Raw genomic sequence first — 18070 nt, 5'->3', positions numbered from 1 at the left:
TATCGGTGTATTTATAAAAGGCGACGTCAAACAAACGCTGTTGGGCTTGTTCGGCGGTATGTTTTACTGGATGGGCGCCATCGACTTCCTGTTTATGTACTATGCCAACCGTTTCGGCACGCAGGCGCAGCTCGACCCGGTGACGGGCGAGATAGTCAGCCGGCCGGAATACCTGATACTTCCGTCCACATTCGGGTTCTGGGCCATGACGATGATGCTGTACCTGTTCTGCACCGCCAACGGTTGCAATTTCCTGAACTGGTGGCAGCGCTTGTTCTTCGGCAAGCACAAGAAGGAAATCGCCGCACGCCCCATGACACGCCATACTGGCATTGTCGCCTTTATGGAAGTCATTACCATGCTGTGGACGTGCTACTTGGTGCTGATGTTCTGCTACGATGAGCGTTTTTTCGGCGACCATCATCCGGTGACATTGCTTGTCGGGATGCTGGGCTTCATCGGTTCGCTGTTCATGTTCGCCAAGCTGTTGCGTTATGCCTCGTGGGGCATGAGCCTGCGTTTCGGTTTCGCCACCGTAATTATCTTCTGGATCGCGGTAGAGGTCTTCGACCGGATTCACCTGCTGAACGGGCTATGGGTAAATCCGAAGGAGCATGTGCAGGAAATCGTGTTGATTCTGGCTTCGTTTGCAGTAACCGGGCTTTATCTCGCTTATGACAGACGAAAGAAAACTGCGGATGTAAAACGACAATAAAAGATAAATCATGAAACGGATAACTTGGAGGAAACATCATAAATGGTTCGGGTTGCTGTTCTGCTTCTTCATGCTCATGTTCTGTTGGAGCGGTATTGTGCTGAATCATCGTGAAGCGGTGGCCGACATCAACGTCAGCCGGAAGTGGCTGCCTGCGGGTTATCGTTTCGATGCATGGAACGGCGGGCTGCTGCGGGGAACGCTGCGCTATACGGACAAGGATTCCGTGGTGCATATACTGGCCTATGGTGCAGCCGGGATATGGCGCACGGACACTGCCGCCTCGGCTTTTGCGGACTTCAACGAAGGACTTCCCCAAGGGGCGGACTACCGTAGCATGAAAGGCATAGTGCAAACACCCGACGGTACGTTGTATGCCGCCGGCCAGTTCGGTCTGTACCGCCACGACGGAACGGCTTGGATAGAAATCCCCCTACCTTTGGACGAGGGGGAACGTCTTTCGGACATCACCGTCCGGGGCGACACGCTGGTAGTTGCCGGACGTTCGTACCTCTATCTCTCCACGTCTCCCCACGCCGGATTTCGGAAAATACAGGTGAAAGTTCCCGACGGTTACGAGCCACGGGTGACGCTTTTCCGCACGGTGTGGATGTTGCATAGCGGGGAGTTGTTCGGCACGGCAGGCAAGCTGGTTGTGGACGCGGTGGCCGTCGTGCTGGTTCTCCTGTGCCTCACAGGGCTTGCCTACTGGCTGCTGCCCAAGGACATGCGTCGCCGCCACCGCCACGGGCGGCACACGGAAGGCGAAGCCCGATGGACACGCCTCTCCCTGCTGTGGCACGACAAGCTGGGACGCACCACTATCATACTGACCCTCTTGGTGGCCGTTACGGGCTGGTGTCTCCGTCCCCCCGCCATGATACCGTTGGCTCTGACTAAGACACCCGCTCTGCCCGGCACATCCTTAGACAGCCCTAACCTTTGGCACGACAAGCTGCGCATGGTGCGCTATGACGATATGTGCGGTGACTGGCTGCTCTCCACTTCCGAAGGTTTTTATTCGCTGGCTTCACCGGATGCCGTTCCCGTGAAGGTGGAGGAAACTCCCCCGGTCAGTGTCATGGGGCTGAATGTCTGGCAAAAGGATAAGCAGGGGAACTGGCTGGTCGGTTCGTTCAGCGGCCTGTTCGTTTGGGACAGACAGCAAGGCCGGGTAACGGACTACTTCACGGGAGAAGAAGCCGAAGATACAGCCGGTCCTCCTTTCGGCAAGTTTGCCGTTTCGGGTTACAGTGCGGATTTCAAGGGAAAGGAATGCGTGGTGGAATATTACGAGGGAACGGATGCACTTGCCCAGCCCGGCGAACTCTCCACACAACCCATGTCGCTTTGGAACTTCGCTTTGGAAGTACACAGTGGACGGGTGTTCATAGGCAGCGTGGCTACTTACGTGTTTGTCTTTCTCGTGGGAGGAGGATGCGTATGGTGTCTGTGGACAGGATATAGGGTGAGAAAAGGAAATAAGCAATAAAACTTGTTTTAAGAAAGTCTCTTGGAGATTGAGCACACCCGGTTCTACACAAAATGCGATGCCATACGGCAGAACGCCCTGTTTATCTTCATACAGGACTGGAGCAGGTCCGGAGGGATAAAACGGCATTTGAAAGGAGCGGATTGCCAGTTGAAAATTTGGGAGGTTTTGTTCAAGATTCCATCGGTTGGAATGACCGCATACGGAGACATCGCCCCTTTGCGCATAAAAAGTGAGGTTGTGCCGGATTTGAAGTGACACAACCTCACTTTTTATAATCCGGGGCAGCGATTACTTAACATCCCCTGCAACATCCTCCTCTTCTGTGTTTCTTGTGATGACGATGATAATCGCAGCAACGGCCTTCATGCTCACAATCTACACAGCTTTTGCATTCTTCATTTTTGCGGCAATTTTTGCATTCCGAGCAGTTTGTATCGCATTTACACTCTCGGCAGGTACAGTCTTCGCAACAGCATTCTATTTTCACTGTTTCCTTTTCTTTTTTGTCCTTTTGTGCAAACAGGGTCACACAGCAGGCTGAAAAAACGAGGACACAAGTCAATACGATTTTCTTCATAAATTATAATGTTTTAATGTAATGACTAAAAAATACTTGTCCCTATAATTCTTGGCTTTTCGGGAAAATTAAAATTACGTTCCCAAAAATAGAGATATAATTCAATGAACACAAATCAGTTATAATAAATGATGTGAAAAATGAGATTCCATTCAAAATATGAATTAAGAGAAATCTTTCCGCAAGTACACCATGTCGGTAAGCAGCTTTCCATCCTCATAAATCGGATGATCGTAATTATCCGTGAAGAAATTTTTCAGTCGGTGTGAGATACGAAAGCCGCAATGTTCGTAGAAAGAGAGTGTAGATGGCGTATCTCCCGTTCCGACAAGCATGACGGAACATCTGCCCTGATAGTATCCAAAGAGATAATCAACCAGCCGTTTTCCGTATCCTTTGCGTTGGGAGGAGGGACAAACGGCTATGTTTTTTATTTCGTAAATACCCTCTCCTTCACACGTCACTACAGAGATAGCCTTCAGGCCGTCATCATAGAGGGCAAACATCTCACCTCGTTCCAAATATTTGTTTATCATGCTTTCTTGTTCATCTGCCAACAACAGCAAATCCAAGAATTGTTTCTTGTTAGAAATAATAAGTTTTATTTCCATGTCATATATTCTTTTTTTCAATGATCCAAAACTGTTTCCAAGTGATTCAAGCCCTCTTTCTACCACCCCTCGATAAAAAGGATAAGGCTTTTTCCCTATGATGTTCAAACGAATTCCAACAATAGTCATTCTTTCATTTCGTCAGTTCCTTGATTTTGTTCACGATGCAGCCACCCCACACGTGCGCCTTTATCAGAAGCAGAGGCGGTCGGGTAACGGTTTTGCCATAGAAGATGGCCGCCACCACCTTGCCGCCGCACCTTTCTATCTCTTCCTTGTAGTCGGCCATACTCTGTCCGCTTGTCAGCACGTCGTCCACGATGATAATCTGTTTCCCTTCGATATTCCCCGTGATACGGTAGTTCCTTTCGAGGATACGGTTTTCACCGCCTTTCGCCTCGTGCAAGCTGTCGCGTGACTCGAACACATCGACATCATATAAGCCCGAACTTAGGTCCGGCCGGTGGGTTGTGATGTACCAGTCGAGCCGTTTGAATCGCCGGGCATACTTGAACTCGTCGCTGCACGGCATAAACAGGATGTGGTAAGGGGCATCGTCCAAATTCAAGACGGACATGCACGCCTTAAAAAACTCGATACCGTGATTTTCGCCCTCTTTGAACTGGTAGAGGGAACGGCAGAACGCCCGCTGTTCATCGTCGATCAGGTCGGCGTACCGTGAAGGATAGTAATATCCATAGAAAGCGACTTTTATTCCGTGCGACTTGAACGGCTTGAGCGGCTGATGGTCCTCGAAAAAGTCCGAACGGGCGAAACAGAACATGAGGCAGGCTTCCCGATGGCCCGCCAGTACCGCCAGACGGCAATAACGGTCTCGCTCTTTGGCGGTAGCGGCTGCCCGTGCTGCTGCGAACGCAGCATCTGCAGTCTTCCGTCGCCAGAAGCCGATGACGGTGCACAGCATCCCGATGACGCACAGCAGAATCAGAAAAATAACCCTCTCGTGCATACCTTCTTAAAATAACTTCGTTATATCCATCGCCAGAAACTCACTCGCACCGATACCTCCGTCACCGACGATGAATGACGCTGTAGGATGGAACAGTTGTCGGAACTTATCCAGTCCTTCTGTCCGCTTCTCGGCATTACTCTTAACCTCGATGGCTACGACAGACCCTTTCTTACGGAGAATGAAATCTACCTCGTCGTTACGTTCACGCCAATAGAACACCTCAAAACGGTGGATGAATGCCTGACTGACCAGATAAGCTCCGATACCCGACTCGAAAATACGTCCCCATGCTTTGCGGTCGAGAAGTGCCTGCTCGAATGTCAGAGGACTGTACACCATCTTCAAGGCGTTGTTGTAAACTTGCAGTTTCGGTATGCTTGCCTTACGGCGTGCCGTGTCGATGCTGAATTTCTGAAGCCCGCACAGCAGTCCGCTTTCCCCCAACAGGTTGATATATCCCGCCAAGGTCGCCGTATTGCCGGCATCCTGCAGTGAGCCGAGCATCTTGTTCAGCGACAGCAATTCACCGGAATAGGCAGCTCCAAGTTCGAACGTCTGACGAAGCAACGCCGGTTTGCTGATAGGAGTATCCATCAGAATATCCTTGTTGATCGTCGCCTCGATGATAGCCGACTGGATATACTGCTGGAAGCGGTCCTCGTCGCCGATTAAAGAGGCCGCACCGGGATAACCGCCGTAGAAGAGATACCGGTCGAGGGACAAGCCGAAACACTCTCTCATTTCCCGGTAACTCCAATGGCTCATGCGGATTTCCTCGAAACGCCCGGCCAACGATTCCGACAGTCCCTTCTCCAATAGGACGCGGCTGCTACCCAGTAGCAGCACCTTGATATTGCGGTCATGGAACGTATCATCGTCCCACTCCTTTTTTACCACCTCGCTCCAGTTGGTGATTTTTTGTACCTCGTCAATGACAAGGACAATGCTCTCCCAGCCGTTGCTCTCTTTCAGGCTACGGACAGCCGCCCAGCAGTTTGAGATCCATGCACTGCCCATTGTTGGAACATTGTCGGCGGAAAAGAACTGATAAGGGGCTTCCAAGTCTTTCAAGACCTGCTTCACAACGGTTGATTTCCCTATCTGACGTGCACCCATGACAACCTGAATAAACCTTCTCTGTTCTTCAAGTCTTCCCTTAATTATCTGATATTCTGCCCTTTTATACATAATATTACATTTTACGCAGTGGAGTGAGAACTTTTACGCAGTACAAAGGTAATGAATGTATTCGAAAACGCTGCATGTCACAATACTAATTCTATGTTTGCTTTGTCACAAAAAACAATTCTTTTTGCGACAAAGCAATATCTAATCGAAAAAAATATCACTTGATGACATGTTTTTCGATTAGCACAACCTCCGAATCCCGGTTTTACTCATGTTATCCCGTTCTGTCCTTATTTCCTTTTCCGGCAGATCTGCCTTTCTCTTTTCGTCGGCGAATATAGGACAAAGCGCATAAACACCAAACCGCATTTCATTCGGATGACGAAAACAGACGATTACATGGTCGGTTTTCTATCCGGGTTTGGCTCATTATGCTGGTGCTTTATCCTTTCTCTGCCTTAAAAAGCCGAAAAACAGACCTGCACGGCCAAACGAAAGCAGGGAAAGAAAAAACAGCTTTCAGTGTTCAACCGATTAAAACAAAACAGTTATGACAGACGAAATCAGACAAGACGGTAAGACCGTATTGAAAAGCGAGGACGGGTTTTCTATCCCGATGTTTTTCAATAACCTATGCGGAAAGAACCTTTCAGGAAACGAGTACCGGAACTATATCAAGTATATAGCCCTCGGCGAGATGGGTTTCAAGTCCGGACACATCGAGTTCTACCGGGACGGGGTACTGCAAAGGACGGGAGAAATCCCGAAGCCCTGAACCGTAGCCCCAAAAAATCAACAAAGAGAAGAACAAAATTTAATGATTTACAGATATGGAAACAGTTACTATTCACCCGGCGGAAGCCTATCTCCGCAACGAGCAAAACCCTCCGTCATTATATGTAAAGATTGAGGGGAAACGCAGGCGTTTGTTTATCAACCGTAACGAAAATGTCATCGGCATTGTCGCACCGGGAAAACGGAAAAGAGGCTATATTTTTACGAATTGGGCGAGTATCGAGAAGATATACTACCCGTCCCAAAGGCAGGAGCAGGCAGTGGACACGGACAGAAAACTAATTTTGAAATACCAGAAACTTGCCCGGCTTGCCACGCATACGAACGACTGGCTGCGCAAAATCGCCAAGGCCGATTTGGAAAAATCCCTTTACGAGAACCGCATTACGACGGGCACACGCATAGACGGTCAGTGTATCCGGCTTTCCACAATCGAAAAATATTGTGGAACAGGAAATATGAGCCTTTTCCGGCAAGCTATGAAAGACAAGAAGAAGTTTTCTACTTATCGCTTTGACTTCTGTGGCTATGACGGCACGCTGTGGTGCGAACCGCGCGAGAACGGGGATATGGCAGCCGGCTTCAGCAAGGAGTTCCGTAATTGCGGTAACGGTTACTACTATTTGCTTATCAATGATGAATACATGATAGGCTACGACATCGACTGATTGATTGTACGATGAAGATAATCCGTATCGGGTAAAGGCTCGATACGGATTTTGCATTTCGGTCTGCCGACGGCATGATGCCTGTTATAACGACCTTCCCTTTTATATACCCGTTCCGTTCTTTCTCCCTTGTACGTATTTTACTTCCTCCCTCTTTTAGCTGTCGGTTTCCGTGCCCAGCCTTGCAGCGGCCTGCGGGGTATTATTTTTCCGCAAAGGTATCCGGCAGTTCCAATCTTGCCAATGCCGGCTGCGCCGCGAGTGAGGCGCAAAAATCTTCCTCTCCGTTGTCGAGCGTATTTTTTCGCTTCAGCCTTGTCCGATTGTCCCTGCCACCTTCAAGAGGCAGAAAAATAATCCCGGAGGCCGCAAACAGGCCGAACAAAGGGAAACAAAAACAAGGTTAAATTATGAGTTACAACAAATTGAAATCACTGGTGGCAAACGTGGAAGCCATTGCAACGGCAATGAAAATCCGTATCGACGACCGACAAGCCACCGACGAAGAGAAAGAGGTATTATCCCGATATTCCGGTTTCGGGGGGATTAAAGATGTATTGAATATAGGAACGGAGCATACCGTCAGCGATGATGTGGCCGAGCCTATCCGCAAGCTGCAGGACTTGATAGGCGCATATCCCTATTATGACGACGCCATGCGGCAAGCCGTTATCGACAGTATAAAATCCTCCGTCCTGACCGCTTTTTACACACCGAAATTCCTCGTGGACGCAGTAACCCGGCAGATACACGCCACATTCAAGGACAACGGCCTGCAAATGAGCACCTTTCTCGAACCCAGTGCGGGAATCGGTGGCTTTCTGCCCGTCGCCATGCCCGGCACTCGCAGCTACGCTTTTGAAAAAGATTGTCTTACGGGGCTTATCCTGTCGCTTCTGTATGACGAGGTGACCACGGTAACGGCAGGCTTCGAGACGATAGCCGACCAGCATCTGGAGCATGGGAGCTTCGATGTTATCGCCTCAAATATCCCGTTCGGCAATTTCCGGGTATTCGACGCGGAAATGTGGAAGAAAGGCGGCATATACGAACAGTCTGCCAAGACCATACACAACTACTTTTTTGTCAAGGCAATGGAACTGTTGAACGAGGGCGGCCTGCTGGCGTTCGTTGCGCCGAGAGGAATTGCCGACACGCCGGGCAACAAGTTCGTGCGCGAATACCTCGTCAATCATGCCGACCTTATAACGGCCTTACGGCTGCCCGATACCCTTTTCATGCAGACAAGCGGCATAGAGGTAGGAAGCGACCTCTTGATATTCCAGAAACACAGCCGCAAAGCAACACTCTCGTTACGGGAAAAGATGTTTTTGCAGGTCTCCAAGGAAAAGGCCGACATGGCGGGAACGCTGACCGACTATGCGAATAAACTCTTTACCCTCCCAAAGACAGCCCTTGCCACGGACAGCCGCATTGCGTTGAACCAGTTCGGCAAGTACGTCCGCAAATACCAGTGGTTAGGCGACGAAAACGCCATGTGCCAATACCTTTCCGCACTGCTCAAATACGACTTCGACCGCTATTTCCGCAAGGCTCTTTTTGCCAATCACGGCCAAGACAACGCCCCCGTGCAGATGTCTCTTTTCGGCGAGCCGCAGACGGTCAAAGGCATACGTGCCTACACGGAGAACATGGAAACATGGGTGAAGAACGGCGCAATGGTCGTTTTCGAGGGGCAAGTAGGTACGCTCTGGTTTCGCAAGTCGAGCCGTTACACGGAGACAGCCGTTGATTTCGTGCCGGTGGACGAGGGCAAGGTAAACACGGACAGGGCCGCCGATTATTTTCCCATACGCAAGGCGTATTTCGAGCTGTCCGGCAGGGAATGGGAAGAACAAAAAGAGTACCCGGAACTGCGTAAACAGCTCAACGCCCTATACGACGCTTTTGTTGCCAAGTGGGGATTTTTCCACGACAACGACAACAAGGAGTTTATTATGCTCGACAGCCTCGGCACGGAGGTATTCACGATAGAAATGCAGGTCGGCAAGGACATCTTCAAGGCGGACATCATGCGTGAACCCGTCGCTTTCAAGAAGATAGACGGTACGGAAACACTCACGCCGATAGAAGCTCTGGCAAGCAGTCTGAATTTTTACGGCAAGGTCGATATGGGGTACATCGCACAGGCTGCAGGCAAGGACGAAGAAGAAATCATCGAAGCCCTGCAAGGGGAAATCTTCTACAATCCGGCCAGTGGGGAATGGGAGCACAAAGGAAAGTTCCTCTCCGGAAACATCATCGCCAAGCAGGAAGAGACGCTTTCTTTTCTCCCGAACCTTGTAGGTAAGGAGAAAGAATGGGTCGAAGCGTCCGCAAAGGCACTGGAGGATGCCATACCCGAACCGATTCCTTACGAAGAACTCGACATCAACATGGGCGAGCGGTGGATAAGTACGGAACTGTACGCCGATTTCGCCTCCGACCTCTTCGGGGTGGGCGCAGACGTGATGTATTTCGATGTGAACGATACCTACCTTATTCGGCTGCAAGGATATTCGCCCGTGGCATACAATACCTATTCCGTGCGCAATTACAACGGCGAGGACTTGTTTGTACACGCCCTGCACGATACCGTACCTGAAATAACGAAGGAGGAATACCGGAACGGCAGCAAAGTACGTGTGCCGGACGAGGAAGCCATGCAGGAGGCCGCCACCAAGATACAGGAAATCAGAAACCGTTTCAACCGGTGGCTCGACGATGAGCCTTTGGAAGTCCGGGACGAACTGGTAAGGACATACAACGAGCGTTTCAACTGTTACGTGCGTCCGCACTACGATGGATCGGCGCAGACATTCCCCGGACTTTCTTTCGAGCAGTTCCCGTACAAAGAACTTTATCCCTCGCAGAAAGACGCTATCTGGATGATTAAGCAGAACGGTGGCGGTATCTGCTGGCACGAGGTCGGCACGGGCAAGACGATGATTATGTGCGTGGCCGCATACGAAATGAAACGTCTCGGACTGGTGCAGAAGCCTCTCATTATCGGGCTGAAAGCCAATGTGCACGAGATTGCCGACACGTTCCGGAAGGCATACCCCACGGCCAAGGTGCTCTATCCGGGCAAGGAGGATTTCACCCCCGCCAACCGCAAAGAGGTGTTCTCGAAAATCAAGAACAACAACTGGGATTGCATTATCCTGACACACGACCAGTTTAGCAAGATTCCTCAATCCGAAGAAACCATGTACGACATATTCTCGGAAGAACTGGCCGATGTGGAACGCAGCCTCGAAGTGTTGGAGCAATCCACCATGCGTTACCGGAGCGGCAGGATGCAGAAAGGACTGGAAATCCGGAAACAGAACCTTGAAGCCAAGCTCGCCGAATTGCAGATGAAGATAGACCGCCGGAAAGACGATGCCGTCAATTTCCGTTCGATGGGCATAGACCACATTTTCGTGGACGAATGCCACTGCTATAAAAATTTGATGTTCCAGACACGCCACACGAGAGTAGCGGGTATCGGCAATGCGCAAGGCTCGCAAAGGGCGATGAACCTTTTGTTTGCCATTCGGGATATTCAACGCCGCACGGGAAAGGATTTGGGGGCTACGTTCCTGTCGGGTACGGTGGTCGTCAATGCGCTGACCGAACTGTACGTGATGTTCAAATACCTGCGTCCAAGGGAACTCAAACGGCAACAAGTAAGCTGTTTCGACGCTTGGGCGGCTATCTTCACGAAAAAGACCGCCGACTACGAGCTGAACGTAACGGGCACGATAAAGCGCAAAGAGCGTTTCCGCACTTACATCAAAGTGCCGGAGCTGGCGATGTTCCTGCGGGAGATTACCGACTATCGTACCGCCGATATGATAAACCTCGACGTACCGGAGAAAAACGTGCGTTTCCTTTCCCATGCGCCCACTATCCAGCAAGAAGAAATGATCGGACGGCTCGTCGCCTTTGCACACAGCGGGCAGTGGGAAGACTTGGGGCTGGATATTCCGCGACCGGACAATCTCAACAAGGCGAAAATGCTTGTCGCTACCAACGTGGCACGCAAGATGTCTCTCGATATGCGCTTGCTGGGCGACAAGTTCAGCAACGACGGGAACAACAAGGCTTCTATCTGCGCACGGACAATCTACGACTACTACCTGCGTTCGACCGCCAACCGGGGCACGCAGTTCGTCTTCAGCGACCTTTCCACTTACAAGCCGAACGAGTGGAACATCTATAGCGACATCAAGGACAAGCTGGTGGCAATGGGGATTCCCGCCGACGAAATCCAGTTTATCCAGTGCGCCAAGACCGAACGGGCGAGAAAGAAACTTTTTGCGGACATGAATAGCGGCAGGGTACGGGTGCTGTTCGGCTCTACCTCGATGTTGGGAACGGGAGTAAACGCCCAAGAGAGGGCCGTGGCGGTGCATCATTTGGAGATACCCTGGCGCCCCGCCGACATGGAGCAGCGTAACGGCAGGGCGGTACGCAAAGGCAACACCGTCAAGCTCTGGGGAAACAATACCGTGGACGTGGTAATTTACGGTACGGAAAAGACGCTCGACGCTTACAAGTTCAACCTGTTGAAGAACAAACAGATGTTCATCAACCAGATTAACAACGGCACGATTGCCGTGCGCCGTATCGACGAGGACGCTATGGACGAGGACAACGGCATGAACTTCGCCGAGTTCGTGGCTCTCTTGTCGGGAAATACAGACCTGTTGGAGAAAACGAAACTCGACAACAAGATTATGCAGCTCGAAAAGGAACAGGCCATTTTCAAGAAAGACCGTATCAGGGCCGAGCGCAAGATTGCCGCCAACCGGGAAGACATGGCAAAGGCCGAAAATGCGACGGCACATATGACGCAGGACTGGGAATACATCACCTCGTACACGGGAGACCGGACAACCCGGCTGTTGAACCTGTCGCAGGCCACGGCGGAAGAGACCGGACGGGAACTGCACCGCATTGCCAAGACTTACCGCAACGGCGCAATCGGTACGATAGGCACGTATGCCGGATTGAACCTGTCGGTGTACAGTGAATATGACATGGGCGGTACATTCTACCGCAACACGTTCCTCGTCGAGGGTGTAAGCGGGTTGAAATACCGTTGCGGCATATCGGGAGCATTGCCTCTGGGCTTCGTGGAATCCTCCCGATACCCGCAAGCCGCCCTCGCCAAGCTGCCCGGCATGATTGAGGAACAACGGCAGAAGATAGCCAAGCTGGAGAGCGAGATACCCGCTTTGCAGGGAATCATCGCCCGCAAGTGGAGCAAGGCGGACGAGTTGGCAAGGCTCAAGCAGGAGTGCAACGCTTTACAGCACCGTATCGACGAAAGCATGAAAGAGGCGGAACGCACACAGCCCGTCCTTTCCGAACACGAGGCCAACGACAAAGCGGCCTGACCGTAATTCATAGATTTAACCTTTTCCCTCTGTTCGGTTACAACGACCGGACAGGGGGATTTTTTCACCTTCCGGTCTGCCGACGGCCATACCCGGTTATAACGGAATCTTCCCCCTTGTACCTCCAACCACTCCTTTTATACCGTACACCTTGTCTTTTATAGACAGGCTTCCGCTTCCTCCTCTTGTAGATTGAGATGCCATCACGAACCGACGACCGTAAAGCCCGACACTTTTTTCCGCAAAGTTGATTGCATCTCAAAACTTTGCCTCAAGGCCCATCTTCGATTTTCCTGATGAAAAATCTTCCTTCTCATTCCATTCCAAGCGTATTTTTCATGGAATCCTTGCCGCAAACCCCGTGATGCAAAGACGAGGCAGAAAAAAGAATCGAACTTTCCGGTAATCGCTCGAACCGGAGGGAAAAAAAACTTAAAAACAAATTGAAACATGAAAAGAAATTCGCTTTTTGACAACTGGTTCGTTTACAACTATCAGAGATTGCGTAACATATTCGGACGTTACTTGCACGAGGACGCCTTTCACGACGCCTATTTGGCGATGAAACGGGAAGTCGTGATTTCGGAAATACCTGTCGAGAGCTTCGAGCCTTATTTTTTCGGCGTGTACAAGAAGTGCAAACTGAAATGTATTCACAAGGATAGTTGTTACTGTTTCCCCGACAACGAACATTTCTTTTTGCTCATGCAGGAAGAAGAAACACCGTCCGTCGAGGTGCTGGCAGCTTCCGACAAGCTGGTGTATGACATACTGCTGTTTGTGAAGAAGAAATATCCCCAAACGGACTACGAGCTTTTCAGGCTGAAAGAGTACGAGGCGAAATGTTCATACAGACACCTTTCCGCCTATGCAGGCATTTCCGCAAGTGCGATACACCGGAGAATAAGCGATATAACCGACACTATCCGCAATCACGAAGGATTTTCCAAAAGGTACGCCCACGTAAACATGTAATTTGTATAACCCGTAAATAATTCAAGAAAATGAAATTTGTAATTTACAACGTCGAGAATTGCCGGACAAGAGAAAACCGTGTAGGCAAAAGGAGCATAAGGTTCAACAGCGTTACCGGCAACATGTATCTATCCACCAAATTGGCAAAAGAAATGAATATCACGATGAACGACCGACTGGAGTTTGGCTGTGATGAAAACAACCCGAAAGAGTGGTTTCTGCACAAAACCACTGACAAGCGAGGTTTCCCTCTGCAGTTCAACAGGGGAGGAACACGTTTGAGGAATAAGTACATCTGTAAGACCATTTTGGATATAGCGAAAGTCAAGGAGAGTGCGACATTCTTGGTATCGAAAGACCCGGTAAAGACCGAGCTGGGGCCATTTTACAGAATAATACTCTCTTGCCCCATTCTCCCGAAGAACAAGCCCAAACTATAAGCCGATAACCTCTGTGGTCTGTCCGATGGGCGAAAGCCCTCCGGACGGATTGCGGGGCAACCGATACCTTTTATAGTACGATTACTCCTTCTTTACCTTCAGGTTGTTTCCCTATTATACGCCGGCTCTCCCAACCCCGTGAACCAGTGGAAAGTCTGTGCCGTAACAAGTCGTCAGGGAAAGGTACGGGAGGCCGTTCAAAACCGGCGGCAGCCCGGATCGTGCCGTTCCATGCCGGAGCTTCGACCTGTCGAAACAACACGGTATTCCACAGCCCGACCGGTCTTTATGCCGCTGGTTTCGGACTTTCCGCCTCTGTTCCGTATCTTTCCCTTGTGACCTGCCACGTCAAGGGCAAACGGCGATACTTCTTATTCGCTCCGCGCTTTCATTCCGCCCGGTCGAAATTCAGGCGTGGAGCGCGGATAAGGAGAATCCCTTTCATGTTTGCCCCGGCAGACCCTTGCCTGACCCGCCCAAGCCGGACCCTTTTCTACTTCGTTTCCCCTGCATTTATACCGGCAAAGCCGTACTCCCTTTTTACCATCATATTTACCGGCCTGTTCCTGTCTCCTCTCTGCCGGTGCCGTCCGGTTTCCCAGATGCAAAGGTCGGCTGTCATGCTTGATCCGGCGGTTTGAAGTGTATTCCCCGCAAATTCTTCCTTTTTCCAAAAGAGTAATTGGCCGGGAAACCCGCCGTATGAAGCCCTGTCGGCAGCCGTGTTCCGCATCTGTAAAATCCCGGAACGGTTCAGACAGAGAGAAGAATCGAAAAAAGGGTAAAAAAGCAGATGTTTCACGGCATAAAAGACAAGTGATGGACAAGAAAAATTGCAAAACAGGCAAACGCATGAAAAGGCAAGTTGAAAAAATCCTGATGGTTATCAACACAAAATGGGAAATCATAGACATTCTTCAAATAACCAATCGGCGTTTTATGTACAACCCGCAAACGGGAACTTTAATATTGGGAGACGAAATATACGGCAAAAGCATTTGCAGTTCCCATTCACAAGAGTTCTATGCGTCAAAAGCGGATGGGCGTTTCGATGATTATTTACGCGGGTGGATTGGTACATCGAAAAACTATTCTCACGGGATTATCCATTTTGCCCCCGCTGTCATCATGGAACAGTTCGACAGAGGATTTGACGCATTGCAAATGTTCGCCAGACTTGAAAGCGTAAACGGAGATACTATCGTCAGAGGATTTTGTGCTTTGCCGGAACAAAGGATGGGCGATTTGCTGCATTCCTCCCTTTGAGATACCGGTTCTGACAAAATAAGCTATGATAAGGTATCGTGCCTATGACAACATCGTCGGTGAAAGGCACGATACCCGTTTGTAAATTACCGCAACTCCGTTGGCGGTTTCCTTTTATACCTCTCTCTTTTTCTCTGCTCTTATACTTGGGCGAAGCCCACTTCCCTTTATATCATCAATTATATGTATAACCTCTACGGTCTCCTCTCTGCCGTCGCCGTCCGATTTTTCAGATGCAAAGGTAGGCTGCCGCGCTTGATCCGGCGGCTTGAAGTGTATTTCTTGCAAATTCTTCCTTCTACGAAGAGTAATTGGCAAGAAAAGCCGTCGTATGAAGCTGTACCGGCAGCCGGGTACCGCATCTATAAAATCCCGGAACGGTTCAGGCAGAGAAAGGAACCGAAAAGAGGGAAAAAATAAACAGTTAGGTAACGGCAGGACCAACCACCTTGCCACAAACAATTTTCTATTATGTTACATGTTCACACTATCGGACGCATCGGCAAAGACTGCCAAGTAATTTCAGGAGCACACGGCTCATTCATGGCTATGGACATAGCCGTTGACGATTATTCAAAGGGGCAAAACATCACCACTTGGATAAGGGTACGCAGCAACAAGGACAACCATATCCGCTTGTCCGAATATCTGACGAAAGGGAGACTCATACTTGTTGACGGCACGCTGTCATCTTCCCTGTGGAAAGACAAGAACGGCGAGAGCCAGATACAGCTCTCCATTACGGCAGAGAGCCTTGCCTTTATCAATACCGGAAGGCGGGAAGGCGCGGCAGCCGGAGAGGACAATGCAGTAAGCGGAACAGACGGCGCACCCGTCCCTCCTGCAGATTTCCCGCAGGACGAAAAGGAGGATTTGCCCTTCTGATAAGATAGCAATCGTCTGAAAACAAGATGATACTAAATGTAGTATTTACTAATCATAGTAAAGTAGGAAACTTATTCTTACTAAATTAGTAGATACTACATTTTTGTTTTTTTTAGTTTCGTTCTTTCTTCAAGTGTTTATACTATCAAACATTTTTTCTATCCTTGCAGAGTTTTTCATCTATAGTCTAATTCAAATTAGAAATACGAGAGACAAAATCATTACCTATTTTTATCTTTCGTTATGAAAAGTGGACTTACTATTTGGGAGAGGTATTAGCTATTGAAATTTCTCCTGTTCCATTACATAACTCACAAGGACGAACAAATGCTCGTCCACTACCATGACATATGGGACAGATTCCAACAGCCCAGTCTGGACCTCTTTTGGAGTTTGGAATAACTTGTCCTGTACCGGCACACTTGGGACAGAATCTTTCTTCTCCTGAACCTTGACATTTTCCACATATAATTGTTTGTGAAGCAATATTTCTTGTAATAGTCTTTTGCGATTTGCACGATACCGTCAATAATAGCAATGCTAATAATATCATTTTCCACATTACAAGAACACGGTGATATTGCAAGTTTGTTACAATGTTTTTATTCATCATAAACATAATCATGAATTTGAATTAATAGTCCATGTCCATTACCACATAAAAATAGATAGGCAGGCCGATTCGTGTAATATTATAGCAATTCTATAGAAAAAATTAAAATCACCCAATTGCGTCCTGTCAATGAAACTTAGTGCGATTCATCTCGGATTTTGTTCGATCTGCGGATTTTGACTAATCACAATCAAAGGTATAGGCAGCACATAATGGTTGTCATCCGGTGTCAGTGTATAAGTTTCGCCATAAAGCGTATGTGTGATAGTTTTAGCGAAACGTGGGTCTTTGTTCAGACGCTTCAAATCAAACCAGCGAGTACCTTTGCAAATACATTCTCTGCGGCGTTCATCCAATATCAGCTCCAGCAATTTGTCCGGGTCTCTTTCTGTTTCATCTTGATAGGTTCCAGCCACATGGCGATTTCTCGCTACTTCATTTAGAAGATAGAGTGCATCATCTATTTCGTTCTCACGTGCGCAGGCTTCTGCTTCCGTCAAATAGAGTTCACCGACATTGAGTCCGCGATTATTGGGAAATGAGAAAGCAGTTCTGGGGGTATCTCCTTGAGAATCATCACCCGAGAAAAAAGGATAAGAAGTAATAAACAGTTTCCAGCGCAAATCGGTTTCTTTGTCAAACAGGGAGATCAAGTCTTCTGATAAATTATAATCGCCTTCCTCATTGGGTCCATATCCCTCTCCTTTATAGCATATAATATCGGCTTCCTCCCAACGGTTAGAAGGATATCCTTTAATACCGAAATCCGGATTGACATCTTCCAACTCATACCCATTATAATCGTATGGTTTACTCCATTGTTCCCGTGCAGTACGGGCTGCTTCCATACAGAGTTTATAGTCACCTTGGTACAAATAAATTCGGGCTAACAAGGCATATACAGCTGTCTGTCCAGGACGAAAAGGATATTTTGGTTTTTCTTCGGTAAGCAAATCTTTTGCTTTATTGAGGTCGGTGAAAATCTGGTCGTAAATTTGTTGTACCGTTGCTCTTCCTGTTGTTAGATTGGGGTCTGCTTCCAACATCAAAGGTACTCCTAAATCTGTATCAGCCGTATTCTTATCATAATGCTTAGCATATAGATTTACCAAATTGAAGTAGGCAAAGGCGCGATGAAATCTGGCTGCACCTTCAACGTATGACCGGGTAAATTCTGCACCGTCAGAGGCATCGTCCAAATTATTCAAGATGTAATTGCATAGGTAAATTACATGATAGAAGTTAGTATAACAGTCTTCATCGTCGCTCACGCTGAATAGGTGGTCTGCCCAGCTATAAGCATTTATTCCCCAAGAAGCGAATTTGTATGCCTTGTCGTCAGGGATTGTGAAGTCATCTGACATTATCATTGTTAGGGACTGCCCGTAAGCTATATAATTGTCATAGCTGTAGTTATCCAATATCATCCCGAAATCATTCACAGTTTTGGGAATAAGTGTGCCTTTAGGAGTTTCATCCAAAAAGTCCTGACAAGCACTCAAACTAAATAATGTAATGAGTAGTAATATATATTTTTTCATA

15 protein-coding genes are annotated in these 18070 nt (G+C 48.8%); 10 read left to right on the top strand and 5 right to left on the bottom strand.

Annotation, left to right across the window (positions count from 1 at the left end):
* The 3 genes from AB5903_RS13590 to AB5903_RS13580 all read left to right on the top strand — a co-directional run.
* A partial coding sequence (locus AB5903_RS13590; protein WP_368117940.1) for a hypothetical protein occupies positions 1-715 on the top strand: 715 nt, incomplete at its 5' end.
* A gap of 10 nt (positions 716-725) precedes the next feature.
* A complete protein-coding gene (locus AB5903_RS13585; RefSeq protein WP_149923584.1) occupies positions 726-2207 on the top strand; it encodes a PepSY domain-containing protein in 1482 nt (493 codons plus the stop codon).
* A gap of 21 nt (positions 2208-2228) precedes the next feature.
* The gene (locus AB5903_RS13580) at positions 2229-2465 is read left to right on the top strand and encodes a hypothetical protein (protein WP_162487387.1); all 237 of its coding nucleotides are present in this window, start codon (positions 2229-2231) and stop codon (positions 2463-2465) included.
* 486 nt (positions 2466-2951) lie between these two features.
* Here AB5903_RS13580 and AB5903_RS13575 read toward each other — a convergent pair whose 3' ends face one another.
* The 3 genes from AB5903_RS13575 to AB5903_RS13565 form a co-directional block, all read right to left on the bottom strand.
* Entirely contained in the window at positions 2952-3398 is a 447-nt protein-coding gene (locus AB5903_RS13575; RefSeq protein ID WP_149923585.1) for an N-acetyltransferase, read from the bottom strand.
* A gap of 133 nt (positions 3399-3531) precedes the next feature.
* On the bottom strand, positions 3532-4368 hold the full coding sequence (locus tag AB5903_RS13570; protein ID WP_149923586.1) for a phosphoribosyltransferase family protein: 837 nt from the start codon (positions 4366-4368) through the stop codon (positions 3532-3534).
* 6 nt (positions 4369-4374) lie between these two features.
* A complete protein-coding gene (locus AB5903_RS13565; protein ID WP_149923587.1) occupies positions 4375-5559 on the bottom strand; it encodes an ATP-binding protein in 1185 nt (394 codons plus the stop codon).
* A gap of 490 nt (positions 5560-6049) precedes the next feature.
* Here AB5903_RS13565 and AB5903_RS13560 point away from each other — a divergent pair, with 490 nt between their 5' ends.
* The 7 genes from AB5903_RS13560 (at position 6050) to AB5903_RS13530 (ending at position 15915) form a co-directional block, all read left to right on the top strand.
* On the top strand, positions 6050-6274 hold the full coding sequence (locus AB5903_RS13560; protein WP_149923588.1) for a hypothetical protein: 225 nt from the start codon (positions 6050-6052) through the stop codon (positions 6272-6274).
* A gap of 55 nt (positions 6275-6329) precedes the next feature.
* Positions 6330-6962, top strand: coding sequence for a hypothetical protein (locus AB5903_RS13555; protein WP_055173422.1), 633 nt, complete (start codon positions 6330-6332; stop codon positions 6960-6962).
* A 410-nt stretch (positions 6963-7372) separates the two neighbouring features.
* Positions 7373-12349 carry an N-6 DNA methylase gene (locus tag AB5903_RS13550; RefSeq protein ID WP_149923589.1) on the top strand — a complete coding sequence of 1659 codons (4977 nt, stop codon included), beginning with the start codon at positions 7373-7375 and terminating at the stop codon, positions 12347-12349.
* 450 nt (positions 12350-12799) lie between these two features.
* A complete protein-coding gene (locus tag AB5903_RS13545) occupies positions 12800-13324 on the top strand; it encodes a hypothetical protein (RefSeq protein WP_149923590.1) in 525 nt (174 codons plus the stop codon).
* Between the two features lie 29 nt (positions 13325-13353).
* Entirely contained in the window at positions 13354-13764 is a 411-nt protein-coding gene (locus AB5903_RS13540; protein WP_007569349.1) for a hypothetical protein, read from the top strand.
* An 819-nt stretch (positions 13765-14583) separates the two neighbouring features.
* Positions 14584-15030: a hypothetical protein gene (locus tag AB5903_RS13535; RefSeq protein ID WP_149923591.1), complete on the top strand. Its 447-nt coding sequence runs from the start codon at positions 14584-14586 to the stop codon at positions 15028-15030.
* Between the two features lie 471 nt (positions 15031-15501).
* Positions 15502-15915 (top strand): single-stranded DNA-binding protein, encoded by a 414-nt coding sequence (locus AB5903_RS13530; protein ID WP_149923592.1) that lies wholly within the window; start codon positions 15502-15504, stop codon positions 15913-15915.
* Between the two features lie 259 nt (positions 15916-16174).
* On the opposite strand, the gene AB5903_RS13525 is transcribed toward AB5903_RS13530, so the two are convergent.
* A complete protein-coding gene (locus AB5903_RS13525; protein WP_368117938.1) occupies positions 16175-16540 on the bottom strand; it encodes a zinc finger domain-containing protein in 366 nt (121 codons plus the stop codon).
* 134 nt (positions 16541-16674) lie between these two features.
* A complete protein-coding gene (locus AB5903_RS13520) occupies positions 16675-18069 on the bottom strand; it encodes a RagB/SusD family nutrient uptake outer membrane protein (protein ID WP_149923594.1) in 1395 nt (464 codons plus the stop codon).
* Position 18070: the final 1 nt, after the last annotated feature.

It is taken from the genome of Bacteroides sp. 2201st1_D9_2201SCRN_220225 (genome assembly GCF_040928965.1).
GTDB classification, from domain to species: Bacteria; Bacteroidota; Bacteroidia; order Bacteroidales; family Bacteroidaceae; genus Bacteroides; species Bacteroides stercoris.
This window is presented reverse-complemented; position numbering and strand designations above follow the sequence as displayed.